The organism is Sphingomonas aestuarii (assembly GCF_054457155.1).
The window spans coordinates 236,975-261,430 of record NZ_JBTKVV010000002.1; the positions used below are offsets into that span (position 1 = coordinate 236,975).

Genomic DNA, 24,456 nt, shown 5'->3' on the forward strand with positions numbered 1-24,456 from the left:
CGTCACTCCGCCAGCAAGGTCGGACGATCGAGCGCCAGTGCATCGACCTGCACCAGTTCCAGATCGGGATGGGCGCGACGCAGCGCATCGACGAACAGCTTGGCATCGCCGACGACGACGATGCTCGCGCGGTTGGCGGCGACATTGGCGCGGGCGGCGGCGGTTGCGCTCTCGGGCGTGACGGCGGAGATGCGCTCGACTACGCGGGCCGCCTCTGCCGGGGCGACGCCCTGCTGAACCAGTCCGGCGACGGTGCTGGCGAAACCGCGACTATTCTCCGCGGTGCGACTGACGCTGCCGATCAGGAACGCCTTGCGCTGTTCGACCGTCTCGGCGTCGAGCGGCTCGCTCGCCAGTCGGTCGAGTTCGGTGCGAAAGATCGCGACGACATCGGCGGCGCTTTCGTTCTTGGTCTGGGCAGCAGCGGTGATCAGCCCGCTTTCCGCCCGTGCCCCGAGCGACGAACTCGCGCCATAGGAGAGCGCGCGTTTGACTCGCACTTCCTGAAACAATCGCCCGTTGGAACCCGATCCCAACACCGCGTTGGCGACCAGCAGGTCGTAATAGGCGGGATCGGCGCGGTCGGGGACGCGAAGCGCCGCCGTGACCGCCGCCTGGCCCGCGCCGGGCATGTCGATCACCACGATCCGCGGGGCCGGCACCGCGCCTGCGCGCGCGGTCGGCACGGCAGGCGCAGGGCCGGTCGCCCGCCAGTCGGCAAAGGCGCGTTCGCCGATCGCGCGGGCTTGCGCGGCATCGATCCCGCCGGTCACCACCATCGTCGCCAGATCGGGCCGCCACCAGCGGTCGCGCTGCGCGATCAGATCGGCCCGCGTCATCGCCTCAAGGCTCGCAGGCGTCGGCACGCGGCCATAGGGCGCGTCACCGAAGCTGACGGGTTGAAGCGCATAATTTGCAAGCGTTCCGGGATTGCGCATCGCGACCTGAAGCCGGTCGATCGTCTGGCGGCGCTCGCGGTCGAACTCGGCCTGCGGGAAGGTCGCGTTGCGCGCCAGATCGGCAAGAATGCGCGCTGCGGGTTCCAGCGTGGCGACCGGTGCCGTCACGCTCAATGTGGTGCCGTCGGCCCCGGCGGAGGTCGATAGCGACGCGCCCAGCGCCTCCATATCGGCGGCGATCTGCTGCGCCGACCGGGTCGCCGTGCCGCGCGTCGCCAGGTCCGCGGCCAGGCTCGACAATCCGGCGCGCCCGTCGGGATCGGTCGCCGCGCCGCCGGGGAATACCAGTGCCAGCGTGGCGATCGGCACCTGCCCGGTGCGCGCGCTGACCAGGGTGATGCCGTTGGCGAGGCGCGCCTCTGCCAGCACGGGTGGGGTAACGGGCACGGGGGCCGAGGGTTCGGGCGGCGGCTGGCGGTCGCCTTCCGCTGCCAACGCCAGCGGCGCACGCGTTGCGGGCGGAACCGACGCCCAGCGCGGCATCGGCACCGGGTTGGCCCAGGCATCGGCCTGTCCCGACGGACGCAGGCTTTCATCGAGATAGCGGATATCGACCCGCGCCTCGGGTTTCAGATAGGTGCGCGCGACGCGCTGAATATCGGCCGCCGTTACGCGGGACACCGCCGCCAGCCGCGCATCGAGCGAGCGCGGGTCGCCGGTGCGCACCAGCGCTTCTCCGATCGAAAAGGCGCGCGACGAAAACGTCTCGCGCGCGGCAAGCGCGGACGCCAGTATCTCGTTTTTCGCTTCGGCCAGTTCCGCCGCGTTCACGGGTTCGTCGCGCATCCGTGCGATCTCGGCGGCCAGCGCCGTTTCGGCTTCCTCGACCGACCGACCGCTCGCCAGCGTGACCTGAGGCGCATAATAACCGCCATCTTCGGTATCCGACAGTTGCGCCCCCGCCGACGTCGCAATCTGGCTTTTGAACACCAGCGCCTGGCGCAAGCGGCTGTTGTCGCCTTCGGACAGGATGGCATCCATGACCATCAGCGCGGGCAAATCGGGGTGGCTCGCGCCCGGGATCCGCCAACTCGTCGCGATCAGTGGCAGGGAGACGTTGGGCGCATAGGCGGTGACGGCACGCGGGCTGGTGCGCGGTGCTTCGGTCGCGGTGATCGTCAGCGGGATCGCGTTCTTTCGTGCCGGGATCTCGGCAAAATAACGGTTCACCAACGCGTCGAGTCTGGCAGGGTCGAAATTGCCCGCGACGATCAGCGTGGCGGTGTCCGGTCCGTAATAGGCTTCGTGAAACGCGCGCGCATCCTCCAGCGTCGCGGCGTCGAGCTGGTCCAGGCTGCCGATCCCCGGACGGCGATGGGGCATCGTGTCATAGCTGTTTTCGTCCATCACCAGCCGCAACCGGCCATAAGGCGGGGCAAGCACGCGCTGGCGATATTCCTCCTTCACCACGTTGCGTTCGGTTTCGAACACATCGGCGTCGACCACCGGACGCGCCATGCGCTCCGCATGGGTCCACAGCATCGTCTCAAGATATTGGGCGGGCACGATCTCGTAATAATTGGTGCGATCGAACCAGACCGAGGCGTTGCGCTGGCCGCCGACATTTTCGGTCAGGCGGTTGATCATGTTGTAGGGCATGTTCACCGTCTTGCGCGACAGGATATGCTCGAACAGATGCGCGAAGCCCGACCGCCCTTCCGGATCGTGCTTGGACCCCACATCGTACCACATCTGCACCGTGACGTTGGGCGTGGTGGTGTCGCGAATGGCGATGACGCGCAGGCCGTTTGCCAGTTTGCGTTCGGTGAAGTCGATCGGCGGAACGGTGATGGCGGGGCTCGCCGACGCTTGGTCGCCACTGGCGGCAAGCGCAACGCCGGGGGCGGCAATGCTCAGTGCGATGACACTCGCAGCCAGGCGACCGAATTCGCGAACCATGATTTCTCTCCGATGCAGCAAGGCTTTACCCTAGACGGCAGAGAGATCATGGCAAGCAAAGGATGCGGAACCGCGCGGTCTGGTGCGGGGTTGGACCGACGATGCGCGCTTTTGCCGACCTTCTCGATCGCCTGATCTACACGCGTTCGCGCAATACCAAGCTGACGCTGATCGCCGATTATCTGAAGACGACACCCGACCCCGACCGGGGTTGGGCGCTGGCGGCGCTGACGGGGGCGGTCGATATTCCGGCGGTCAAATCCTCGACCATCCGCGGGTTGATCATGGAACGTGTCGATCCGACGCTGTTCGCGATGAGCCGCGATTTCGTCGGCGATACGGCCGAGACGGTCGCGCTGCTCTGGCCGGAACCGGTGATGCTGCCCGCCAGCGATGCGCCGCTGCTGACGGTGACGCAGGTCATCGAAACGCTGTCCGCGGCCTCGCGGGCAGAAGCGCCTGCGCTGGTGGCCGCGATGCTCGACCGGCTCGATTCGGACGAACGATACGCGCTGTTGAAGCTCGCGACCGGCGGGTTACGGGTCGGTGTGTCGGCGCGGCTGGCAAAGACCGCGTTCGCGCAGGCCTTCGGGCTCGATGTCGATGCGGTCGAGGAGGTCTGGCACGCGCTCGACGCGCCCTACCCGGAGCTGTTCGACTGGGCGGAAGGGCGGGGCGACCAGCCGAGCGCCACCGATCTGCCGGTGTTTCGTCCCTTCATGCTCGCCCATCCGCTGGAGGAGTTGCGCGTCGATCTTTCCGACTATGCCGCCGAATGGAAATGGGACGGCATCCGCGTGCAGATGGTCCATGTCGGCGGCGAGACGCGGCTCTACAGCCGGGCGGGCGACGACATCACCGGCAGCTTTCCCGATGTCGCGGCGGCATTTGCGACGCCCGGCGTCGTGGACGGCGAATTGCTGGTCAAGGGTGAGACGCAGGGCGGGGAGGCCGCAAGTTTCAACGCGTTGCAGCAGCGGCTGGGGCGCAAGACCGTGTCGGCCAAGATGCTGCGCGACTATCCGGCGTTCGTCCGCGTGTACGACCTGTTGTTCGATGGCGCGGAGGATTTGCGCGCGAAATCATGGACCGAGCGCCGCGCGCGGCTGGAGGCGTTTGCCAGCGGTCTCGATCCCGACCGGTTCGATCTGTCGCGGGTGATCGACGCGGCGGATTTTGATGCGCTTGGCGCGATCCGCGACGGTGCGCGTGACGCCGCGATCGAAGGAGTCATGCTCAAACGCCGCGACAGCCCGTATGTCGCCGGGCGGCGCGTCGGGCTGTGGTATAAATGGAAGCGCGATCCGCTCAACGCCGATTGCGTGATGATGTACGCGCAGCGCGGGTCGGGCAAAAGATCGAGTTTCTACAGCGACTATACGTTCGGCTGCTGGACCGAGGACGGGCAGTTGCTCCCGGTCGGCAAGGCCTATTCGGGGTTCACCGACGAAGAGCTGAAATGGCTCGACCGCTTCGTGCGGCAGAACACCGTCAACCGCTTCGGCCCGGTGCGCGAGGTGGAAAAGTCGCTGGTGCTGGAGGTCGCGTTCGATTCGATCCACCGTTCGGCACGGCACAAATCGGGACTGGCGATGCGCTTTCCGCGCATTTCGCGCATCCGGCGGGACAAGCCTGCCACGGAAGCGGATCGGATCGAAACGCTGGAGCGGATGATCGGCTGACGCCGGTTCTCAGTAAACCGGGTGTTTCAGCTGATCGTCATTGCGAGCGAAGCGAAGCAATCCCGCAGCAACACAGGGGGGCAATGGATTGCTTCGCTGCGCTCGCAATGACGAAGCCGCAAGACCGATATCAGCGCTTCCGGCCCGGCTTGCTCACGGCAGCGCCAGCTGCACCACCTGACCCTTGGCATCCGCAAATAGCCGCGCGCTGCCGCCCAGTTCCGCCGCCATCGCCTCGACCGGCGACAGATCGACTTCGCCCGCACCGCCATTGTCGGCCACCTCGATCCGGCCGCTGCCGTCGGTTTCGCGATAGGCGCGAAGCCCCAGCCGCCCGCCGCGATCGGGCAGGCGGTCGAGCGCGAGGCCGATCATCGCCTCGACCGCAGGTTCGATCACCCTCAGGTCGCCGGAAAGCCATGCCGATGCCTCCAGCCGCTGTTCGACCGCGATCCCGCGCCGTGCGATTTCGCCCTGATGGCGCGTCAGCAGCCGATGGAACAGTGCGGACAGGTCGATGCGTTCGCCGCGCGCTGCGACGGCGGGCAGGGCGGCGGCCATCGCCTCCACCGCGCGCCAGTCGGCGTCGTTCGCGCCGCTTTCCCGCATCGTCGCCAGTCGTGCGGCCATCGCCGCGCCGATCGCGCTGTTTGCTTGCGGCGCGGGTGCGGTCGCAGCAGGGGCGGCCATCGCCTCGGCCAGCCGGTTCACCCCGCGCGCGACCGCGCCGATCTCGTCGTTGCGGCCCGCATCGGCGCGCGCCTCGCGGTCGCCGTTTGCGATGCGTCCCAGCACGTCCGACAATTCACGCAACGGCCGGAACAGGTCGGACGAGAGATAGGCCGCAATCAGCAATATCAGCGCGACGACGCTGATCGCGCTGATCGCCAGCATCACCTGCGCCGTGTTGCGCAGCGCCCGCGTCTCTCGACCGATGCCGTCGCGAATCGCCAGATCGGCATCCATCGCCGCGACCGTGATCGCGCGGAACCGCGCCAGATCCTTGGTATCCACTTCGTCGTCGGCAAGCTGGATCGCGGCGGCACGGTCGATCGGCATCAGATCGAACACCCGCCGCCCGCTCGTTACCAGTTCGGCGTGCGCGGCGCGGACGCGGGCGACCTCTTCGCGTTCGGCCTCGGTGTCGGCAAGCGCGGCCCAGGCGGCGAAATCGCGCGTCGCGGGTTCCAAAGCGGCTTCGAAATCGGCGCGGGCATCGACATGATCGCCGGTCAGCCCGTCATCGACCTCTTTGAGCGCCTGAAAGGTGTTGGCGCGCACGCTCTGCAACAGCAGGCTGCGCTCGTAATGCATCTCCATCTCGCCGTTCGCCGCCTGCCAGCGCAGCGTGGTGTAGAATGCGACGCCGATCACCAGCAGCGCGATCGCCGCCAGCCCGGCGAAACTCGCGATCAATTTGGTGCGAAGCGACATGCCCTTGGTGTTCATAGCGCCAGTCCCACATGCCGCCAGTACAGGAAGTAGAAGGCGATCATCAGCAGCGCATGGACGGGCAGCATCACCGCCGACAGCCTGAGCAGGTCCGCGGGCGCCCAGGTTTCGCGGTCGATTTCCTGGAACAGCAGCAGCGCTTTCGAACTCACCGGAAAGGTCAGGCAGTAATCCATGCCGACGGTGGCGATGAACATCACCGCGACCATGTCGAGGTCGAGCGCCCCGGCCAGATAGAGGAGCGGCGGGATCAGCGCCGCCGCGCGCGCCGCGTGCGAGGTCAGATAAAGGTGCGAGGTGAGCGTCAGGACGGCCAGCCCGGCCACCACTACCATGTCCGATCCGCCCGCGGTCAGGCCCGATGCCTCGAACATCCGGTCGATCAGCCACTGGGCGGCGCCGGTTTCGATCAGCGCTTCGCCCAGGACCAGCGCGGCACCGACGAAGAAAATGAGGTTCCAGCTCACCGCCTTCAACCCCGCTTTCCAGCTGATGACGCCGATGCCGGGTGCCGTCAGGACGAAGCCGCCCGCAATCGCGACGGTCGCGATTTCCAGCGGGTGGAGCCCTTCGGTCATCCACAGCGACACCATGACGATGATGACGGCAAGCGTGCGCCATTCGTCGCGGGTCCATCGGACGCGCTCGCCATTGCCCAGCGTCACCACGCGTCGGCGCGTCTGAGCGTCCAGGAACAGGTGCCCGACCACCCAGCCGGTGGCGAGACTCGCGGCGACGCCGAAGGGCAGGCCCCACAGCATCCACTGGCCGAAGCCGATCGAGCGGTCGGAGACCTCGTCTAGCAGTTCGTTGGCGATCAGGTGCGATCCCGCACCGACCAGGCTGGAAATGGTCGAGACAAGGATGATCGCCGGGATCAGCAGCGCCAGCGCCCGCGTCACGCGCCTGTCCCCGGCGGCATCGGCCAGGCGGTGGAACATCGGCAGCACGACGGCTGCGCGGCCCGAGGTGGAGGGGATCAGAAAGGCGAGCGGGACGAGTGCGGCGGTGATCCGCCAGATCAGGCCGCCGACGCTAGCCTGCCGGCCCGCGACGGCGCGCGTCATGCGCGATGCCAGGCCGCTGGTCTGCACCGCCGCGCCCAGCATGAACGCGCCGATCATCAGCCAGATGACATCGGCCTCGAGCGCCTCGAACAGCGCGTCCTGCTCGATCGCGCCGGTCAGCGACAGGAACAACGCGGCGCCAAGTGCCACATAGGCGGCGTTCATTTTGGTGAAGGTCCACAGGATCGCCGCCGCGCCGAACGCGAACAGCGCCAGGCGGGCCGGGGTATCGACGTCGCGCGGCAGGAACACCGCCAGGCTTAGTGCGACCATCAGCACCATGACCGGCAGCGCGCCGACCACCCATCGGAAATCGCGGGCGCGCGGGCGTGGCGCCTGATGTGCGCGCGCGCGTGCCGCCTCTACGGGTGCGAACAGGTCGGGCGGCGCGTCAGCCACGCCGTTCCTCGCCCAGGGCCATGCCCGCGACGAAGGTGCGGACGACATGCTCGGCCATCAGCGTCACCTGTTCGCGGGTATGCTCGATCGCCTCGGCCAGCGTCTGAGGCTTCTCGACCGTCGAGAAATAGGCGCAGACGCCGTGGTTCAGCACGACCTCGGCGCGTTCGCCGACGGTGCCCGCCAGCACGATCACGGGCTTGCCCGCCGCGCGACCACGCATGCCGATCTCGGCCGGGATCTTGCCGCGCGCGGTCTTGAAATCGACGCCCCCTTCGGCGGTGATGACCAGATCGCATTCGGCGATCGCGGCATCGACATCGAAATAGGGAAACAGCGCATCGAAGCGCGACACCAGCCGCGCGCCGAGCAGCGCGTGCAGCCCCGCACCGACTCCGCCCGACGCGCCGCCGCCGGGCATGACGCGCACGTCCTTTCCGCAATCGCGTTCGACGATGTCGGCATAGCGGTCGAGCGCGGCCGCCAGCGTCTCGACATCCTCGGGCGACGCGCCCTTTTGCGGGCCGAACAGCCGTGCGACGCCATCGGGGCCGGTTAGGACGTTGGCGATGTTGCACGCGACCTCGATCTCGATCGCGGCGATGCGCGGGTCTAGGTTTGTCAGGTCGATGCGGTCGAGATCGCCTAGTCCGATGCCGCCCTCCGCAATCTCTTCGCCGCGTGCATCCAGGAAGCGCACGCCTAGCGCCCGCGCCAGCCCCATCCCGCCGTCGTTGACGCCCGAATCGCCGCAGCCGATGACGATGCGTTCGGCGCCCTGGTCGAGCGCGGCGGCGATCAGTTCGCCGACTCCGCGCGTCGTCGTCCGCATCGGATCGCGCCGGTCGTTCGGCACATGGCGCAGTCCCGCAGCGGCGGCGAGTTCGACCATGGCGGTCGGGCGGTCACTGTTGCCCAGCATCGCGAAATGCGACGCGATCGTGTCGCCGACCGGCCCGGTCACGCGCGCATCGACCATCCGTCCGCCGGTGATCCGCGCCATCGTCCGCGCCGTGCCCTCGCCACCATCGGCCAGCGGCAATTCGGTGACGTGCACGCGGTCGGATGCCGCACGCGCACCCTGCGCGATCGCCGAAGCGACGCTCTCGGCGTCCAGGCTCTCTTTATAGCCCGATGGTGCGACCAGCAGCCTGAGCATCGTCCCCTCTTTCGCACGTCGCAGCGGTTACGGAGGCGTAACCACGAACCGCGCGCGAAGTTGCTTCAGATCAAGTGAACGGGAGATGGCCGGGCTGGAAGGCGGTTGTGGGCCGAGATGATGGTCCACGCCGTCCGCCGTCATCGCGAGCGCAGCGAAGCAATCCAGCGCCTCACGCGGGTCGCTGCTGGATTGCTTCGCTGCGCTCGCAATGACGAGCTGGTGGCGATCGTTTCAAGTTCGCCTGTCGCGGGTCGGCGCATTCGCGGACATCGCGCATCGGCGCGCCTCAACGGCCAAACAAAAGGCCCGGTCGTCACGCTGGACGACCGGGCCTGATGTCGTCGCCGTGCTGGCGCTGCGCTTATTGCTGCGGCGTCAGGTTCACGGCGGCATGCTTGCCGCGGCGATCGACTTCGATTTCGAAACCGAGGCGGTCGCCTTCGTTGAGCGTCGGCATGCCGGCGCGTTCAACGGCAGAGATGTGGACGAACGCATCGGGCTGTCCGTCGTCGCGCTGAATGAAGCCGAAGCCCTTCATCGCGTTGAAGAACTTGACGGTGCCCGTCGCCTTCTCACCGGTCAGCTGACGCTGGGGTCCGCCGCGATCGCCACCACCGAAGCCGCCACGATCGCCCCCGAAGCCGCCTTCGCGCGGTTCGCGGGGCGCGCGTTCCTGCACCGGCATCGGTTCGCCGTCGATCTTGAGGTCGGTGGCCGAGATGCGACCGCCGCGATCGACAAGGGTGAAGCCCATCGGCTGACCTTCGGCTAGGCCGGTCAGGCCGGCCTGTTCGACGGCCGAGATATGCACGAACACGTCTTCGCCGCCGTCATCGCGCACCACGAAGCCGAAGCCCTTTTGCGCGTTGAAAAACTTTACGACACCGGTCGCTTCGCCGACGACCTGGGGGGGCATGCCGCGACCACCGCCGCCACCGCCGCCGAAACCACCGCCGCCGCCGCCACGGAAGCCGCCGCCGCCACCGCCGCCGCCGCCGAATCGGTCGCCGCCGCCGAAGCCGCCGCCACCACCACCGCCGAACCGGTCGCCGCCGCCACCAAAGCCGCCGCCACCGAAGCGATCACCGCCGCCACCAAAGCCGCCGCCACCGAAATTATCGTCGCCGCCGAAACCGTCGCGCTTGTCCCTGCCGCGCCCGCCACGTTCGCCGCGGCGCCCTCGATCAAAACTCATTGCCCTGTTCGTCTTCCCGCTTCGCCCAAATCTCAAATCATAAAGCCCGGCGTCGGACGACGAACGCAAGTCTTCGGACGCGCAAACGCAGCGCGCCACCGATTCGCCTTACCCGAAAAAATCGCCTTTCGCGAATGATTTTGTCGATTCGTCGCAAGGCCGCACGTCGTATCTTGCGCGTTCGTGGCGGAAACGGCACAGCCTGTCGCGCTATGGACTATATCATGACGCTGCTGCAGAGCCCTGCAGCCTGGGCCGCGCTGATCACCCTGATCGTCATGGAGGTCGTCCTTGGCATCGACAATCTGATCTTCATCTCGATCCTGTCGAACAAGCTGCCCGAGCATCAGCGCCAGACCGCGCGCCGCGTCGGCATCGGTCTCGCGCTGATCATGCGGCTGGGGCTGCTGTCGATGATCGCGATCATCGTGTCGCTGACCACGCCCGTTATCGACCTGGGCATCACCGGTCCGCTGACCGAGGAAGGCGTGCCCACGTTCGACACCGAATTTTCGTGGCGCGACATCATCCTGATCGTCGGCGGGCTGTTCCTCGTTTGGAAGGCTACCAAGGAGATCCACCATACGATGGACGTCCAGCCGACGCCTGACATCCTTGACAAGAAGACGAGCGCGGGCGCGACCTTCGGCGCGGTGATCGTCCAGATCATCCTGCTCGACATGGTGTTCTCGATCGATTCGATCCTCACCGCGGTCGGGATGACCGAGCATATTCCGATCATGGTCACGGCGGTCATCGTGACCGTCATCGTCATGCTGCTTGCCGCCGATCCGCTCGCGAATTTCATTCACAAGAACCCGACCGTCGTCATGCTCGCACTCGGCTTCCTGCTGATGATCGGCATGGTGCTGATCGCCGAGGGCTTCGGCGCGCATGTGCCCAAGGGCTATATCTACGCGGCGATGGCGTTCTCGGCCGGCGTCGAGGCGCTCAACATCTTTTCGCGCCGGGCAAAGGCGAAAAAGGCCGCGGCCAGCGGCAACGTCATCGATTCGCCCGAAACCATGCCGCCCGCCGCGCTTTGATGCGGCGAAGCCATTGAGCGTTCATCCCGAAGCGTCTAGGCGCTTCGGGATGGCTGTTTATTTCCACGAAGAAGATTTGCCCGAAGGCGTGCTCGCCGACGGCCCCGTTGCCGTCGATACCGAGACGATGGGCCTCAACACCCCGCGCGACCGGCTGTGCCTCGTCCAGATTTCGGACGGCAATGGCGACGAGCATCTGGTGCGTTTTTCGCCCGCGTCCGACTATGACGCGCCCAATCTGAAGGCAGTCCTCGACGATCCGGCGCGGCTGAAGCTGTATCATTTCGCGCGATTCGATCTGGCCGCGATCCAATATTATCTCGGCGTCGATGCGTCGCCCGTCTATTGCACCAAGATCGCCTCTCGGCTGGTGCGGACCTATACCGATCGCCACGGGCTGAAGGAGCTGGTGCGTGAGCTGGTGGGCGCCGAACTGTCCAAGGTCCAGCAATCGTCCGACTGGGGCGCCGAGGAGATCAACGACGCCCAGCGCGAATATGCCGCGTCCGACGTGCGCTACCTGCACCGGATGAAGGAAGAGTTGGACAAGCGCCTGGTGCGCGAAGGGCGGATGGAACTGGCCCAGGCCTGTTTCGATTTCCTGCCCGCACGCGCCGTGCTCGACCTCGAAGGCTGGCCCGAAACCGATATCTTCGCCCACGCGTAACTGAAGGCATCATGTCCGACATCGCCCGCCAGGTCCGATCCGAACGCCGCCGCTGGGCTCGCCCCGGCAGCGTGCACGATCGCGTGGTCCAGATCGCGCAGGTGATCCTGCCGATGGGGATCGGCGTGCTGGCGGCGTTTCTGGTGATGGCACCGCTGTTCATGGGCGGCGATGTTTCGTTCCTGCTCGACAAGAACAAGGTCGAGGTGGCGCAGGAACGGATGCGGACGACGTCGGCGTCCTATCGGGGTGCGGACGCCAACGGCCAGCCGTTCGCGCTGACGGCCGGTTCCGCGGTCCAGCAAAGCTCGGCCGAACCCATCGTTCGGCTCGATGATCTGGCAGCAGGCATCCAGTTGCAGGACGGCCCGGCGCGGATGAAGGCCGAGCGAGGCCGCTACGACATCGAGCAGGAACGCGTGATGGTCGACGGGCCGATCGAGTTCAATGCGGCCAATGGCTACCGCATGGATACGCGCGACGTGACCGTCGATCTCAAGACCCGCCAGATGCAGAGCGCCGGGCCGGTCACGGGTTCGACGCCGATGGGCAATTTCTCCGGCGACCGGATGCGCGCCGATCTGGAGGAAAGAAACGTGCGGCTTGAGGGAAATGCCCGCTTGCGGATTTACCCCGGACGCACGAATTAAGGTCGCATCATGAAGCGTCCCCGCACTGCCCAGATCATCCTTCTCTCTGCGCTGACGACGACGGCGGCGATCGCCGTCGGCGGTGGCGCGACCGCGCAGCAGCGGCATAATTCGAACGCGCCGATTGATTTCGCCGCGCAGAATATCGAGCTTCAGGACCGCGCCAACCGCGCCATCCTGTCGGGCGGGGTCAAGATCACCCAGTCGAACATGACGCTGGACGCATCCCGCGTGACCGTCGCCTATACCGGCGCGGTGCTCGACGGGAATCCGCAGGTCTCGCGGCTCGATGCGGCGGGCGGCGTGACCGTGGTGCGCCCCAACCAGCGCGCGAGCGGGCAATATGCGGTCTACGATCTCAATCGCCGGGTCATCACGATGGTCGGCGGCGTGACGCTGAACGAAGGGCCGAACGTCATTCGCGGCGGGCGTCTGTCGATCAACCTCGACAGCGGGCGTGCGGTGATCGACGGATCGGCGACCGGCGGCAGCACGACCGCACCCGACGGCAGCGTAACGCAGGGCGGCGGGCGCGTCACCGGACGCTTTTCGGTCCCCAATCGCGGCGAGTGATCGCGTCGGCCCCACGGGTCGCCCGTTGCACGCTTTCGCGCCGCTTTTCGTTACGGCACACTAGCCAAAGCGGCCCACATGCAATAAATCTGCCAATCGACGCGCCATAAGGCGCAACAGGGGATTTCATGGATCAGGTCACGACGCTCGACACGATGGAGGCGGTGCACGAAACCCCGCCGTCCGACGGGCTGGCCGTCGTTTCGATCGCCAAATCCTATGACAAGAAAGTCGTGCTGTCCGACGTGTCGATGTCGGTCGGGCGCGGCGAGGTGGTCGGGCTGCTCGGCCCCAACGGGGCGGGCAAGACCACCAGTTTCTATTCGGTGATGGGGCTGGTGAAGCCCGATGCCGGTCGCATCATGCTCGACGGCGCCGACATCACCGGCCTGCCCATGTATCGCCGCGCGGTGCTGGGGCTCGGTTACTTGCCGCAGGAAACCTCGATCTTTCGCGGGATGACGGTCGAGAAGAATATCCTCGCCGTGCTCGAACTCGCCGAGCCTGACCGCGCGGCGCGCGAAAAGCGGCTCGACCAATTGCTCGACGAATTCGGGCTTACGCGGCTGCGCGCCTCACCCGCGATGGCGCTGTCGGGCGGCGAACGGCGCCGTGCCGAAATCGCGCGGGCGCTGGCTGCCGATCCGACGATCATGTTGCTCGACGAGCCGTTCGCCGGGATCGACCCGATCTCGATTTCCGACATTCGCGATCTGGTGAAGGATCTGAAGCGCCGCGACATCGGCGTGCTCATCACCGACCATAATGTCCGCGAAACGCTGGAAATCGTCGATCGCGCCTACATCATCTATGACGGCCGCGTGCTGTTCGCCGGATCGCCCGAGGAACTGGTGGCGGACGCGAATGTGCGGCGGCTGTATCTGGGCGAGGGTTTCACGCTCTAGCGTCATGCGGTCCGCACCTGCCTTCCCCCAAGCGTCATCCCAGCGGAAGCTGGGATATCAGGCCGTGGGAGCGAGGCAGGAGCCGCATGATATTCCAGCATTCGCTGGAATGACGGATTTCGGGCCATGAGCCTCGCCCCGCGCCTCGATCTGCGCCAGTCCCAATCGCTGGTGATGACGCCGCAGTTGCAGCAGGCGATCCGGCTGCTCGCGCTGTCGAACCTGGAGGTCGAAGGCTTCATCGCCGAGGAAATCGAACGCAACCCGCTGCTCGAATCGGGCGAACGCGATGAGGGCGAGCCAGCGCGCGAAATCGAAGGAGAGGGCGACGACACCCCGAGCGAACCGACCGACAGCGCCGATCTGATCGAACGCGGCGACGCGACCGGCGAAACCTCAATCGACGCCGACTTCGCGGGCGAGACCTTTCACCACGACAGCGCATCCGATTCGGTCGGCGGTCTCGACGGATCGCTCGGCGTCTCCGGCGTGTCGGGCGCGGGGTCGGAGGACGGGCCGGATTTCGACAGCTTCGCCGCCCGCGACATCAGCCTGGCCGACCATCTCAACCACCAGGCGGGCGAAACCCTGTCTGGCCGTGCGCTGTTCATCGCCCAGCATCTGATCGATCAGATCGACGAGATCGGCTATCTGCGCGCCGATCTGCTCGACGTGTCGCAACGCCTCGGCGTCGCGCTGGCGGAGGTGGAGCAGGTGCTCGCCGTCATTCACGGTTTCGACCCCACCGGCGTCGGCGCACGCAATCTCGCGGAATGTCTCGCGCTTCAGGCCAGGGAAGCCGATCGCTACGACCCGTGCATGGCGGCGCTGATCGACAATCTCGAATCGGTTGCGCGCGGCGACATGGCGCGTCTTCGCAAGCTCTGCCGCGTCGATGACGAAGACCTGGCCGACATGATCCGCGAGCTTCGCGATTACGACCCCAAACCCGGCTGCCGTTTCGGTGGAGAGCCGAGCCAGGCGGTGGTCCCCGACCTGTTCGTCGCGCGCCGCGGCCAAGGCTGGGGCATCGAGATCAACGCCGCGACGCTACCGCGTGTGCTGGTCAACCGCGCTTATTATGTCGAGCTGTCGGGCGGCAAACAGGACAAGACGTCGAAAGCGTGGCTCAGCGACATGCTCGCCAGCGCCAACTGGTTGGTCAAGGCGCTCGACCAGCGCCAGCGCACCATCATCAAGGTCGCCAGCGAAATCGTGAAACAGCAGGAGGCGTTCTTCCTCCACGGCGTCGCGCATCTCAAACCGCTGACGCTGGCGCGCGTGGCGGATGCGATCGAGATGCACGAATCGACCGTCAGCCGGGTGACCAGCAACAAATATCTCAGCTGCGCGCGCGGGCTGTTCGAACTCAAATATTTCTTCACGAGCGCCATCCAGTCGGCGGATGGCGGCGACGCGGTGTCGGCCGAGGCGGTCAAGGCCGCGATCCGCACGCTGATCCAGGGCGAAGACGCCAAGAAGATCCTGTCCGACGACACGCTGGTCGATCTGCTCAACGCCAGAGGGTTCGACATCGCGCGGCGTACGGTCGCCAAATATCGCGAGGCGATGGGAATCGGCAGCTCGGTCCAGCGGCGACGGCAAAAGGCGCTTCAGGGCGTCGGTTGATCCCTTGATCGCCGGTCGCGCGATGAGGGAAAATGGTGCTGCCGGTGAGGATTGAACTCACGACCTCAGCCTTACCAAGGATGCGCTCTACCACTGAGCTACGGCAGCACTCACCGGCCGCTTGGCCGGGTGGGAGCGGCCTATTCGCCGCCCATGCCCCGATTGTCAACCCGCGGTCGAGGGGGCTAGGGCGAAAAGCATGAACGCAAAGGACGAACGGGCGGAACGACTGGCGGCGCGGCTCCGCGAGAATCTGCGAAGGCGCAAGGCACAGGCGCGCGGAATGCAAAGCGGGGAGGGGGAAGCCGACACGTTGCCGGGCGATGGGAGCGCGAAAGAGCGCGGCGACTGAGCCACAGGGCTTCGACCCCTTTATCCTTCTCCGTTTGTTTCGAGCGAAGTCGAGAAACGTGAGATTGGCGCTCGTGAGCGTTTCTCGACTTCGCTCGAAACGAACGGGTTTGGAGGGCGCGGTTTTCTATCGCGGCCGGTGCTCTGTCCCCATGCCCGCCGTCACGAACAATGCGGTTGCTTCCCCCGCCACGTCGGCGGTGTGCCATACGCCTGGCGGGTTGATCGCATAATCGCCCGGACCAAGCGTAACCGTCTCAACCGCGCCGTCAGGAAATTCCTGATGCAGCGTCATGGTCCCCGTGACGCACACCACCAGTTCGTCGCCCGCCGGATGCATTTCCCATGCGTCCCAGTCGCTGTCGAACCGATAGAGGCTAACCAGCCGCCCCTCCGCGCCGTCCCCTGCGGTGCGCGCCGCATAGGCCTCATACCATTTGGGGCTGTCGAACGCGGGCTGAACCTCGGCTTTCGCGCCGAGACCCAGATGGACGAATTGTTCGAACAGCGACGGCACCGGCCCTATCCGATCGGCGCGCATTTGGCTTCAAGCCAGGCGCGCTCCTCGGCATCCAGCTGCGGCCCGATCAGCGCCAGCACCTTGGCGTGATAATCGTCGAGCCACGCCGTTTCGAGGTCGTTCAGCAGCGACGGTTCGATCAGATCGCGTTCGATCGGCGCAAAGGTCAGCGTTTCGAACCCCAGCACCTGCTTCTCCGCGCCGGGCACGTCGATCGGCACGGTCAGGATCAAATTCTCGATGCGGATGCCGTACTCGCCCGCCTTGTAGTAACCCGGCTCGTTCGACAGGATCATGCCCGCCCGCAAAGGCTCGGCAGGCCCGCCGCCGGGATAATTGGGCGCGGCGATGCGCTGCGGCCCTTCATGCACCGACAGATAGGCGCCGACGCCGTGGCCGGTGCCGTGCGCGTAATCGAGCCCGACTTCCCACAGGGGCGCCCGCGCGAACCCGTCGATCTGACCGCCGGTCACGCCTTCGGGAAAGCGCACGGTGTCGATCGCGATATGGCCCTTCAACACCCGCGTGAACCGGTCGCGCATTTCGGCGGTCGGCGGCCCCACGGGGACGACTCGGGTGATGTCGGTGGTCCCGTCCTCATATTGCCCGCCTGAATCGACCAGATAGAGCTGGCCGCGCTCGATCCGCGCATTCGATTCTTGCGTTACCTTGTAATGCGGGCTTGCGCCGTGCGCGCCCGTCGCGGAGATCGTATCGAACGAAATGTCTTTCAGCGCGCCAGTCGCCTCGCGATATTCCCTCAGCTTGGCAGCCGCGGTCAGTTCGTCGGTCTCGCCTGCGGGCAGCACCTCCTCGCACCATTTGAGGAAGCGGACGATCGCAGCGCCATCTCGCGCCTGCGCCGCCTTGTGCCCCGAAATCTCGACCGGGTTCTTGATCGCCTTGGCCAGCACCGCCGGGTCGCGGACCGACAGCACCTTTGCGCCGCCACCCTCGAGCCCGTCGAAGATCGCCGCCACCGCGCGCTCGGGATCGGCGGCGACGCGCTTGCCCGCGAACTGTTTCAGCGCTTCGCCGAAGCTCAGGCGGTCGCGAACGCGCACTGCGTTGCCCAGATGCTGGGCGACCGCGTCGGTCATCTTGCCGGGATCGACGAACAGCTCCGCCGTGCCGTCGGCATGGACGATCGCATAAGATAGCGCGACCGGCGTATGCGCCACATCGCCGCCGCGGACGTTGAACACCCAGGCGATCGAATCAAGCGCCGACAGCACCACCGCATCGGCCTTTCGCTCGTCGAGCCAGGTCGCGATGTCGGCGCGCTTTTCCGCCGACGAACGACCGGCGGAGCCGTTGTCGTAGACCGTTAGCCTGGCGTCGGAAGGCGAGGGCCGGTCGGTCCATACCCGGTCGATCGGGTTGCTCTCGACAGCCACCAGTTCGGCCCCGCGCTCGGCCAACGCCCTGGTCGCCTCTTTTACCCAGGCGCTGGTGTGAAGCCACGGGTCGTACCCGATCCGCCCGCCCTCTGGCGCGTGTTCGGTCAGCCAGTCGGTCATGCTGGTGCCGGGCACCGCGACATAGTGCCAGTGATCCGGCGATACCTGCTCACGCACTTGCAGCGTATAGCGCCCGTCGGTGAACATCGCGGCCTGCTCTGGCAGCACGATCGCCGACCCGGCCGATCCCTGAAACCCCGTCAGCCACGCCAGCCGCTGGGCGTAATCGCCGACATATTCGCTCATATGCTCATCGGTCAGCGGCACGACGAACCCGTCGAGCGCGTCCGATTTGAGTTGGGCGCGCAGGGCGGCGAGGCGGTCGGCGTAACTGGACATCAAATTCTCCTTATCGATGCCAATCTAGCGCGCCGGGCGGCGAATTTCCATCGAAGCGACCGCGCCTCCGCCTTCCAAACACGCTTGCCCGATTGCAACCAAGATGACATGATAATGTCATCGAACTGTAATTAAAAAGTCGCGGAAATGACTTTAAGCAGGAGAAGGGCGATGAAGACGTTGTTGATCGCTAGCGCCATGCTGGCGCTCCCCATGACCGCCGCTGCGCAGGATCGTGGCGATCGATATGCGCATGCCGCGATCGAGCGCGGCGATTATGCCGCTGCCGAGCGCCAGTTGAGCCGCGAGGCGCGGGTATCGCCCAATCGCCCCGAAGTGCTGCTCAATCTCGCTGCCGTCTATGCGATGACGCAGCGCCCCGACGAAGCGCGCGCACTTTATGAACGCGTGCTGGAGGGCGACGATGTTCCGATGGCGCAGAATGCCGATCGCGTCGCGGGTTCGCACCGGATCGCGCAGGTCGGGCTGGCGCAACTCGGGCGCTGATCGGCGGAAGCGGCTTGCGTCGCGACATGGTTTGGACGCAATGATCCCGTAACGCGAGACGCGTGGTGCGGGCACGGGACATGATCCCGTGTGCGCCGTTGCCGGGTTCGAGGTCGTTTGTCCCAAGCCGTTATCGACACTGAAACGCACATAAGCGGACGCTATCGCGCGGGCCCCGAACGGCGCCCGATCGCGCTGGCACTGACGATCGGCATCCAGGCGCTGGTCGTCGTGCTGCTGATGTGGGTCGCGCCGACGATTCCCTTCGTCGACAAGGTGGGTGAAAGCCTGACGAGCTTCGACGTTTCCACCCCCGATGCGCCGCCTGCCGCCGCTCCGGCCGCCGAGGAGGAAGCCGCGCCGACGCCCCCGACGGCAGAGCCGGCGCCGATCACGCCGCCCGCTCCGCGCGAGCAGCCGCCCGAGCGAATCGACACGCCCCCCGTTACCCCGCCCGCCGCACTCCCCTGGATCGAACTGACGCGCGAACAGATGGCATCCGCCGACAGCGCCGTCCGCCGCCCGCCTGCCGCGCCCCCCGCCGCGCGCGCCGGTCCGCCTGCACCCACCTATGGCCCGGTCGGCAACGCGCGCGGGCGTTCGGGCGACAGCGAGCGGGTGGAGGGGAGCGGCCCCAATGGCGAACCGCTCTATGCCGCATCCTGGTATCGCCGTCCGTACCCGGACGAGTTGCGCGGTTTCCTGTCGACCGCACAGGGGCCGGGCTGGGGCCTGATCGCCTGCCGCACGGTCGCCGATTTCCGCGTCGAGGATTGCATTGCGGTCGGCGAATCGCCGCAAGGATCGAACATCGCCCGCGCGGTGCTGGCCGCCGCCTGGCAATTCCGCGTCCGCCCCCCGCAGATCGGCGGACGCCCGCAAGTCGGCGAATGGGTGCGCATCAGGATCGATTACGACCTGCGGCGGGAGTGAGCCGCCCTCTCGCCATTTGGCGATCGAGCCTCTACCTCACGCGCCATGAACGATATTGCCACGCCTCCCGTCGCCTCCGTCCGTCCCTCCAGCTTCACCGCGCATGGACATACCGTCTCCGATGATTATGCCTGGCTGAAGGATGCCGGTTATCCGAAGATCGAGGACAAGGACGTGCTCGGTTATTTAGAGGCCGAGAACGCCTATTACGAAAGCGTGATGAAGCCGCACCAGCCGCTGGTCGATCGGCTGTTCGAGGAGATGCGCGGGCGGATCAAGGAGGACGAGTCCACCGTTCCCCAACGCGACGGCGACTGGGTTTACTGGACCGCGTACGAGACCGGCGGCGAGTATCGCAAATGGTGGCGCAAGCCTGTCGGCGGCGGCGACGATCAACTGATCCTCGACGAGGTGGCGCTCGCCGAGGGCAAGGACTATTTCTCGCTCGGCGCGTTTTCGGTCAGCCCCGACGGCAATCTGCTGGCCTATGCGGTCGACGACACCGGGGCCGAGCGGTTCGAGGTTCGGGTGAAGGATCTCCGCACCGGCCAAGACCTGCCCGATGTGATCCCCGGCATGTTGTCGGCGATCGTCTGGGCGGCGGATTCGCAGAGGTTTCTCTATTGCCTCGCCAACGATCAATGGCGCACTGACAATGCCTGGCTGCACGTCGTGGGCACGCCCGTCGCGGACGACGTGAAACTATATCATGAGGATGACGAGGGATTCCGCGTCGGCGTCGGCGAAACCCAGTCGCGGCGGTTCCTGGTGATCTCGTCGGGCGATCACGTCACCAGCGAGGTGCGCCTGATCCCCGCCGACGATCCGCTGGCCGAGCCGATCCTGGTGTCGCCGCGCAAGCCGGGCCGCGAATATGATGTGGAGGAGCATGACGGCATCCTGTTCATCCACACCAACGACACCCACCCCAATTTCCGCCTCGCCACCGCCAGCCTCGACGCGCCGGGTGAGTGGGAAGAGCGGATCGCGGCCTCGCCCGATTTCTACATGACCGGCGTCACCACCTTTGCCGAGCTGTTCGTGGTGGAGGGGCGCAAGGCCGGGCTCGATCAGATCTGGCTGCACGATTATGAGGGCGGCGCGCCCCGCCAAATCGAGTTTGCCGAGCAAAGCTATGTCGCCTCATTGGGCGACAACCCCGAATATTCGGTCGACCGGCTGCGGCTGGGTTACGAATCGATGGTCACGCCGGGGACGGTGTATGATTACCACCTGAGCGACGGACGGCTGGAGGTGCTGAAGGTTCAGGAAATCCCCAGCGGCTACGATCCCACCCGCTACGCCACCGAACGGCTGTCGATCACCGCCCGCGACGGGACGCAGGTGCCGTGTTCGATCGTCTATCCCGTCGGCTTCCCGCGCGACGGGACGGGCAAACTCTATCTCTATGCCTATGGCGCGTATGGCTATGCGATCCCGCCGGGCTTTTCGACCAGCCGCATGTCGTTTCTCGACCGTGGGGTGGCGTTCGCCATCGCGCATATCCGCGGCGGCGATGACCTTGGCCAGCAATGGTATCTGGACGGCAAGCTGGAAAAGCGCGCCAACACCTTCAACGATTTCGTCGATGTGGCGAAGGGGCTGATCGACCGCGGCTATACGTCGGCGGGCCAGATCGCCATTGCTGGACGGTCGGCAGGCGGCGAGCTGATGGGCGCGGTCGCCAATTCCGACCCGGAATTGTGGGCGGTGGTCGTCGCCGACGTGCCGTTCGTCGATGTGCTCAACACGATGATGGACGACAAATTGCCGCTGACGCCGGGCGAGTGGCCCGAATGGGGCAATCCGATCACCGACGCGCAGGCATTCGAACTGATCCGCGGCTATTCGCCCTATGACAATATCCGTCCGCAGGCCTATCCGCCGATGTTCATCTCCGGCGGGCTGAACGATCCGCGCGTCACTTATTGGGAACCCGCCAAATATGCGGCCAGGCTGCGCGCGGTGAAGACCGACGACAATGTGCTGGTGCTCAAGACCAATATGGGCGCGGGGCATGGCGGCAAGTCGGGGCGCTGGACGGGGTTGAAGGAATCGGCCGAGGAAATGGCGTTCGTGATGTGGCAGTTGGGGGTCGCCAACTGATGCGTGCGCTGGCCTTTGCCGCTGTGCTGCTGGCTGCGTTTGCGGCTCCGGTCTCGGCGCAGACGCCGCCGGTGCCGACCACGCAGGCCGAGGCCCCGCGCACCATCCTGTTCATCGGCAACAGCTTCACCGAAGGCGCCAATTCCGCCGTCCTGCGCTATCGCACCGACAGCGTGACGCATCTGAACGGTGACCGGATCGGCGGCATCCCGGCGCTGTTCGCGCGCTTTGCCGGGCAGAAGGGACTGAACTGGCGCGTCGCAATGCATACGCATGGCGGCTGGACGCTGGCGCAGCATCTGCGCGAGCGCGCTGACCGCTTTGCCAAGGCATGGGACGCGGTGGTGCTTCAGGAATACAGCACGCTCAGCCCTGAACGTCCCGGCGACGCCAGCGGCTATGGCGCGGCGGTTCGCGACATGGCTATCTTGTTCACGAAGCATAATCCGGCGGTCGATCTGTATCTGATGGCGAGTTGGTCGCGTGCCGACCAGATTTACCGCGTGGACGGACCGTGGCGCGGCACGCCCATTGGCCGCATGGCCAGCGACCTGCGCGTCGCCGCCGACCAGGTGGCGGCGACCAATCCGGCGGTCGATGGCGTGATCCCGGTGGGCGAGGCGTGGACTCGCGCGATGGAGGCCGGGGTGGCCGATCCGAACCCGTATGACGGGACCAGCTATGGCCAGATCGACCTGTGGAGTTACGACCATTATCACGCCAGCGCGGCGGGCTCGTACCTTCAGGCGCTGACGATTTTCGGCCGGATCACCGGCATCGACCCGCGCTCGCTCGGGCGCGGAGAGGCGGCGGCGGAGGAAATCGGCCTGTCGCAGGATCAGGCGGCCGCCCTCCAGCGGATTGCGGCGGAGACATTGGGGCTGGCGGGATGAACGAACAGGCGCGCGGTCGGTGAAAATCGCGTCCATTTCCGCGCCGCGCGACGGCAACGTCGGTTTTCATGCCTCTCCCGGTGCGCGCGCCTTGATGCTCATCGCGTGGACCCGCTCGACCATCAGGTCGCCCAGCGCCTGATTGACGAGCCGCTGGCGCATGACGCGCGACTGGCCGGTAAAGGCGTCGCTGACGATGTGCACCGTGAAATGCGATTCGCCCGATCCGTCGTCGCCCATATGCCCGCGATGCTGGGCGCTGTCGTTGATGACGTCGAGCGTGGTAGGCGCAAGCGCGGCGGTCAGGCGTGCGGCGATTTCGGTGGCGACGGGGCCGGTGGTTTCGGTCTGCATCGCCCCTATATAAGCCGCTTTTTCCGAGGAGTCGCGTGCCCGACCACAAGCCCGACAAGGATCGACCCCGTACCCGATTTCACGGACGCGTGGAGGCGAACGGACGCGCCTGCGCGCATCCCGGTTGCGAGGAACCCGGCGAATTTCGCGCGCCGCTGGGCGAGCGCGGCGGTCATGCGGGCGACGGTCCACCGCAATTCCGGTTCCTGTGCCTGGACCATGTGCGCGCGTTCAATTCGGGCTACAATTTCTTCACCGGGATGACCCCCGACGAGATCCACGCCGCGCAGCGACCCTTTGCCGGGTGGGAGCGCGAGACCCGCGCCTTCGCGTCGAACGGTGCCGACCGACCGCCCAAATGGTCGGATTTCAACGATCCGCTCGACGCGATCGGCGCCCGGTTCCGCGACCGGATGAAGGCGGAACAGCCGCGCGCCGACGGCAAGCCGTTATCGGGCAGGGACCGCTCCGCGCTGAGCGTGCTGGGGCTGGGGATGGACGCCGACCGCAAGGCGCTGCGCCAGCGCTACAGCGATCTGGTCCGCAAATTCCACCCCGACCGCAACGGCGGCGACCGCAGCCACGAAGCGGCGTTGCAGCGCGTCATCGAGGCATATCAGCAACTGCGGAAATCGCCCGCCTTCGCCTAATCCAACTCCTTCCCATCGGGAGCGGTGGCAGCGTGCGGCGCTGACGAAAAAGGGGAGCGCCTCAGCGCAACCGCTGCGGTCACCCCCCATGCGGCGGAATCTCAATCGCGCCCGGCAATCCGCTGCGCGACCGCCTCCCATTGTTCGGCGACCTTGCCCCAGCCTTCGGCAAAGCCCATCGCCTCGTGCTGGGCCCTGGCTTCCGCCGTCCAGTGTCGGGCACGGCCGCGATAGAGAGTGCGGTCGCCGCGCGGTTCGAACTCGAACGATCCGACCATGAACGGTCCGGTCGGGTTCCAGCCGTGCGTGAACGCGTCGGTGAACACGATCAACCGCTCGGGAATCACCTCCAGATAGACGCCTTCGTTGGGCATCACCTCGCCATCGGGACCGTACATGGTGATCGCCGATCGGCCGCCGGCGCGCAGGTCGATTTCCTGCACCTCGGCGCGCCAGGGGGCGGGGCAGAACCATTCGTCCAGATGATCGGTATAGGCCGTCCATAGTGCTGCGACCGGCGCATCCATCAGCCGTTCGACGACGAGTTCATGCCCGGCGGTCATGCGGGGACGCCCCGTCGTGCCGCCTCGATCGTGGCGATGTCGATCTTTCGCATCGTCATCATCGCCTCCATCGCCCGCCTGGCGGCGTCGCGGTCGGGATCGGTGGTCGCCTCCAGCAGGACGCGCGGCGTGATCTGCCACGAAAAGCCCCAGCGGTCCTTGCACCAGCCGCACTGGCTCTCCGCGCCGCCATGCTCCACGATCGCATTCCAGTAGCGGTCGGTCTCCGCCTGATCCTCGGTCAGGATCATGAAGCTGACCGCCTCGGTCGGCTTGAACCTGTCGCCGCCGTTCAACCCGACGAACTTGCGTCCGAGCACGGTGAAATCGACGGTCAGCTCGCCGCCTTCCTTCATGCCGGGATTGTCGGCAGGCGACGCGTGGCCGTCGCCGACATGGCTGTCGGGAAAGGTCGCGGCGTAGAATTCGGCCGCCGCGCGCGCCTGGCCGTGATCGAACCACAGGCAGGTCACCATCTCGGTCATCTTGCCTCTC

General features: G+C 66.4%; 24 protein-coding genes and 1 tRNA gene. 14 read left to right on the forward strand and 11 right to left on the reverse strand.

Annotated features, from left to right (window positions below; genetic code table 11):
- Positions 1-2 precede the first annotated feature (2 nt).
- Complete coding sequence (locus tag ACX0GZ_RS04400; protein WP_458813765.1) at positions 3-2,858, reverse strand: M16 family metallopeptidase; 2,856 nt, start codon at positions 2,856-2,858, stop codon at positions 3-5.
- Between the two features lie 101 nt (positions 2,859-2,959).
- Here ACX0GZ_RS04400 and ACX0GZ_RS04405 point away from each other — a divergent pair, with 101 nt between their 5' ends.
- Complete coding sequence (locus tag ACX0GZ_RS04405) at positions 2,960-4,540, forward strand: cisplatin damage response ATP-dependent DNA ligase (protein WP_458814326.1); 1,581 nt, start codon at positions 2,960-2,962, stop codon at positions 4,538-4,540.
- 153 nt (positions 4,541-4,693) lie between these two features.
- On the opposite strand, the gene ACX0GZ_RS04410 is transcribed toward ACX0GZ_RS04405, so the two are convergent.
- Genes ACX0GZ_RS04410 through ACX0GZ_RS04420 form a run of 3 tightly spaced genes read right to left on the reverse strand, consistent with a single transcriptional unit; the run spans position 4,694 to position 8,617 of the window.
- Entirely contained in the window at positions 4,694-5,989 is a 1,296-nt protein-coding gene (locus ACX0GZ_RS04410; protein WP_458813767.1) for a HAMP domain-containing protein, read from the reverse strand.
- A complete protein-coding gene (locus ACX0GZ_RS04415) occupies positions 5,986-7,458 on the reverse strand; it encodes an SLC13 family permease (protein ID WP_458813769.1) in 1,473 nt (490 codons plus the stop codon). The genes ACX0GZ_RS04410 and ACX0GZ_RS04415 overlap by 4 nt, the downstream gene beginning before the upstream one ends.
- Positions 7,451-8,617, reverse strand: coding sequence for a glycerate kinase family protein (locus ACX0GZ_RS04420; protein WP_458813771.1), 1,167 nt, complete (start codon positions 8,615-8,617; stop codon positions 7,451-7,453). Before ACX0GZ_RS04420 ends, ACX0GZ_RS04415 begins: the two co-directional genes overlap by 8 nt.
- Positions 8,618-8,734: 117 nt before the next feature.
- On the opposite strand from ACX0GZ_RS04420, the gene ACX0GZ_RS04425 reads away from it, so the two are divergent.
- Positions 8,735-8,956 (forward strand): hypothetical protein, encoded by a 222-nt coding sequence (locus ACX0GZ_RS04425; RefSeq protein WP_458813773.1) that lies wholly within the window; start codon positions 8,735-8,737, stop codon positions 8,954-8,956.
- 25 nt (positions 8,957-8,981) lie between these two features.
- Here the strand turns inward: ACX0GZ_RS04425 and ACX0GZ_RS04430 are convergent, their stop codons facing one another.
- Positions 8,982-9,815 (reverse strand): cold-shock protein, encoded by an 834-nt coding sequence (locus tag ACX0GZ_RS04430; protein ID WP_458813775.1) that lies wholly within the window; start codon positions 9,813-9,815, stop codon positions 8,982-8,984.
- A 224-nt stretch (positions 9,816-10,039) separates the two neighbouring features.
- Here ACX0GZ_RS04430 and ACX0GZ_RS04435 point away from each other — a divergent pair, with 224 nt between their 5' ends.
- From ACX0GZ_RS04435 to rpoN, 6 genes are all read left to right on the forward strand, one after another.
- Positions 10,040-10,861, forward strand: a complete 822-nt coding sequence (locus ACX0GZ_RS04435; RefSeq protein ID WP_458813777.1) for a TerC family protein — start codon at positions 10,040-10,042, stop codon at positions 10,859-10,861.
- Positions 10,862-10,910: 49 nt separating this feature from the next.
- A complete protein-coding gene (locus ACX0GZ_RS04440; RefSeq protein WP_458813779.1) occupies positions 10,911-11,528 on the forward strand; it encodes a ribonuclease D in 618 nt (205 codons plus the stop codon).
- Between the two features lie 11 nt (positions 11,529-11,539).
- Positions 11,540-12,178, forward strand: coding sequence for an LPS export ABC transporter periplasmic protein LptC (gene lptC / locus ACX0GZ_RS04445; protein ID WP_458813781.1), 639 nt, complete (start codon positions 11,540-11,542; stop codon positions 12,176-12,178).
- A gap of 9 nt (positions 12,179-12,187) precedes the next feature.
- Positions 12,188-12,751 (forward strand): LptA/OstA family protein, encoded by a 564-nt coding sequence (locus tag ACX0GZ_RS04450; protein ID WP_458813783.1) that lies wholly within the window; start codon positions 12,188-12,190, stop codon positions 12,749-12,751.
- A gap of 128 nt (positions 12,752-12,879) precedes the next feature.
- On the forward strand, positions 12,880-13,656 hold the full coding sequence (gene lptB / locus ACX0GZ_RS04455) for an LPS export ABC transporter ATP-binding protein (protein ID WP_458813785.1): 777 nt from the start codon (positions 12,880-12,882) through the stop codon (positions 13,654-13,656).
- Positions 13,657-13,782: 126 nt separating this feature from the next.
- A complete protein-coding gene (gene rpoN / locus ACX0GZ_RS04460) occupies positions 13,783-15,285 on the forward strand; it encodes an RNA polymerase factor sigma-54 (RefSeq protein ID WP_458813787.1) in 1,503 nt (500 codons plus the stop codon).
- A 33-nt stretch (positions 15,286-15,318) separates the two neighbouring features.
- On the opposite strand, the gene ACX0GZ_RS04465 is transcribed toward rpoN, so the two are convergent.
- Positions 15,319-15,393: transfer RNA gene (locus ACX0GZ_RS04465), tRNA-Thr, on the reverse strand.
- Between the two features lie 91 nt (positions 15,394-15,484).
- On the opposite strand from ACX0GZ_RS04465, the gene ACX0GZ_RS04470 reads away from it, so the two are divergent.
- Complete coding sequence (locus ACX0GZ_RS04470; protein WP_458813789.1) at positions 15,485-15,637, forward strand: hypothetical protein; 153 nt, start codon at positions 15,485-15,487, stop codon at positions 15,635-15,637.
- A gap of 126 nt (positions 15,638-15,763) precedes the next feature.
- Here ACX0GZ_RS04470 and ACX0GZ_RS04475 read toward each other — a convergent pair whose 3' ends face one another.
- Together ACX0GZ_RS04475 and ACX0GZ_RS04480 are read right to left on the reverse strand one after the other, a co-directional pair.
- Positions 15,764-16,177, reverse strand: a complete 414-nt coding sequence (locus tag ACX0GZ_RS04475) for a cupin domain-containing protein (RefSeq protein WP_458813791.1) — start codon at positions 16,175-16,177, stop codon at positions 15,764-15,766.
- Positions 16,159-17,955: an aminopeptidase P family protein gene (locus ACX0GZ_RS04480; protein WP_458813793.1), complete on the reverse strand. Its 1,797-nt coding sequence runs from the start codon at positions 17,953-17,955 to the stop codon at positions 16,159-16,161. Before ACX0GZ_RS04480 ends, ACX0GZ_RS04475 begins: the two co-directional genes overlap by 19 nt.
- 171 nt (positions 17,956-18,126) lie before the next feature.
- Here ACX0GZ_RS04480 and ACX0GZ_RS04485 point away from each other — a divergent pair, with 171 nt between their 5' ends.
- From ACX0GZ_RS04485 to ACX0GZ_RS04500, 4 genes are all read left to right on the forward strand, one after another.
- The gene (locus tag ACX0GZ_RS04485; RefSeq protein ID WP_458813795.1) at positions 18,127-18,462 is read left to right on the forward strand and encodes a tetratricopeptide repeat protein; all 336 of its coding nucleotides are present in this window, start codon (positions 18,127-18,129) and stop codon (positions 18,460-18,462) included.
- 117 nt (positions 18,463-18,579) lie between these two features.
- Positions 18,580-19,395, forward strand: coding sequence for a hypothetical protein (locus ACX0GZ_RS04490; RefSeq protein ID WP_458813797.1), 816 nt, complete (start codon positions 18,580-18,582; stop codon positions 19,393-19,395).
- A 45-nt stretch (positions 19,396-19,440) separates the two neighbouring features.
- Positions 19,441-21,501, forward strand: a complete 2,061-nt coding sequence (locus ACX0GZ_RS04495) for a S9 family peptidase (protein ID WP_458813799.1) — start codon at positions 19,441-19,443, stop codon at positions 21,499-21,501.
- Positions 21,501-22,394, forward strand: a complete 894-nt coding sequence (locus ACX0GZ_RS04500) for a PEP-CTERM sorting domain-containing protein (protein WP_458813801.1) — start codon at positions 21,501-21,503, stop codon at positions 22,392-22,394. The genes ACX0GZ_RS04495 and ACX0GZ_RS04500 overlap by 1 nt, the downstream gene beginning before the upstream one ends.
- A gap of 66 nt (positions 22,395-22,460) precedes the next feature.
- Here ACX0GZ_RS04500 and ACX0GZ_RS04505 read toward each other — a convergent pair whose 3' ends face one another.
- Positions 22,461-22,748 (reverse strand): BolA family protein, encoded by a 288-nt coding sequence (locus tag ACX0GZ_RS04505; RefSeq protein WP_458813803.1) that lies wholly within the window; start codon positions 22,746-22,748, stop codon positions 22,461-22,463.
- 35 nt (positions 22,749-22,783) lie between these two features.
- On the opposite strand from ACX0GZ_RS04505, the gene ACX0GZ_RS04510 reads away from it, so the two are divergent.
- Positions 22,784-23,398 carry a J domain-containing protein gene (locus ACX0GZ_RS04510; RefSeq protein WP_458813805.1) on the forward strand — a complete coding sequence of 205 codons (615 nt, stop codon included), beginning with the start codon at positions 22,784-22,786 and terminating at the stop codon, positions 23,396-23,398.
- A gap of 101 nt (positions 23,399-23,499) precedes the next feature.
- Here the strand turns inward: ACX0GZ_RS04510 and ACX0GZ_RS04515 are convergent, their stop codons facing one another.
- Positions 23,500-23,961 carry an SRPBCC family protein gene (locus ACX0GZ_RS04515; RefSeq protein ID WP_458813807.1) on the reverse strand — a complete coding sequence of 154 codons (462 nt, stop codon included), beginning with the start codon at positions 23,959-23,961 and terminating at the stop codon, positions 23,500-23,502.
- Positions 23,958-24,446: a VOC family protein gene (locus ACX0GZ_RS04520; RefSeq protein WP_458813809.1), complete on the reverse strand. Its 489-nt coding sequence runs from the start codon at positions 24,444-24,446 to the stop codon at positions 23,958-23,960. The genes ACX0GZ_RS04515 and ACX0GZ_RS04520 overlap by 4 nt, the downstream gene beginning before the upstream one ends.
- Positions 24,447-24,456 lie beyond the last annotated feature (10 nt).

Coding starts and splice junctions, on each gene's coding strand:
- ACX0GZ_RS04400 (WP_458813765.1), bottom strand. CDS start 2,858: ATGGTTCGCGAATTCGGTCGCCTGGCTGCGAGTGTCATCGCACTGAGC.
- ACX0GZ_RS04405 (WP_458814326.1), top strand. CDS start 2,960: ATGCGCGCTTTTGCCGACCTTCTCGATCGCCTGATCTACACGCGTTCG.
- ACX0GZ_RS04410 (WP_458813767.1), bottom strand. CDS start 5,989: ATGAACACCAAGGGCATGTCGCTTCGCACCAAATTGATCGCGAGTTTC.
- ACX0GZ_RS04420 (WP_458813771.1), bottom strand. CDS start 8,617: ATGCTCAGGCTGCTGGTCGCACCATCGGGCTATAAAGAGAGCCTGGAC.
- ACX0GZ_RS04425 (WP_458813773.1), top strand. CDS start 8,735: ATGATGGTCCACGCCGTCCGCCGTCATCGCGAGCGCAGCGAAGCAATC.
- ACX0GZ_RS04430 (WP_458813775.1), bottom strand. CDS start 9,815: ATGAGTTTTGATCGAGGGCGCCGCGGCGAACGTGGCGGGCGCGGCAGG.
- ACX0GZ_RS04435 (WP_458813777.1), top strand. CDS start 10,040: ATGACGCTGCTGCAGAGCCCTGCAGCCTGGGCCGCGCTGATCACCCTG.
- ACX0GZ_RS04440 (WP_458813779.1), top strand. CDS start 10,911: ATGGCTGTTTATTTCCACGAAGAAGATTTGCCCGAAGGCGTGCTCGCC.
- lptC (WP_458813781.1), top strand. CDS start 11,540: ATGTCCGACATCGCCCGCCAGGTCCGATCCGAACGCCGCCGCTGGGCT.
- ACX0GZ_RS04450 (WP_458813783.1), top strand. CDS start 12,188: ATGAAGCGTCCCCGCACTGCCCAGATCATCCTTCTCTCTGCGCTGACG.
- lptB (WP_458813785.1), top strand. CDS start 12,880: ATGGATCAGGTCACGACGCTCGACACGATGGAGGCGGTGCACGAAACC.
- rpoN (WP_458813787.1), top strand. CDS start 13,783: ATGAGCCTCGCCCCGCGCCTCGATCTGCGCCAGTCCCAATCGCTGGTG.
- ACX0GZ_RS04470 (WP_458813789.1), top strand. CDS start 15,485: ATGAACGCAAAGGACGAACGGGCGGAACGACTGGCGGCGCGGCTCCGC.
- ACX0GZ_RS04475 (WP_458813791.1), bottom strand. CDS start 16,177: ATGCGCGCCGATCGGATAGGGCCGGTGCCGTCGCTGTTCGAACAATTC.
- ACX0GZ_RS04480 (WP_458813793.1), bottom strand. CDS start 17,955: ATGTCCAGTTACGCCGACCGCCTCGCCGCCCTGCGCGCCCAACTCAAA.
- ACX0GZ_RS04485 (WP_458813795.1), top strand. CDS start 18,127: ATGAAGACGTTGTTGATCGCTAGCGCCATGCTGGCGCTCCCCATGACC.
- ACX0GZ_RS04495 (WP_458813799.1), top strand. CDS start 19,441: ATGAACGATATTGCCACGCCTCCCGTCGCCTCCGTCCGTCCCTCCAGC.
- ACX0GZ_RS04500 (WP_458813801.1), top strand. CDS start 21,501: ATGCGTGCGCTGGCCTTTGCCGCTGTGCTGCTGGCTGCGTTTGCGGCT.
- ACX0GZ_RS04505 (WP_458813803.1), bottom strand. CDS start 22,748: ATGCAGACCGAAACCACCGGCCCCGTCGCCACCGAAATCGCCGCACGC.
- ACX0GZ_RS04515 (WP_458813807.1), bottom strand. CDS start 23,961: ATGACCGCCGGGCATGAACTCGTCGTCGAACGGCTGATGGATGCGCCG.
- ACX0GZ_RS04520 (WP_458813809.1), bottom strand. CDS start 24,446: ATGACCGAGATGGTGACCTGCCTGTGGTTCGATCACGGCCAGGCGCGC.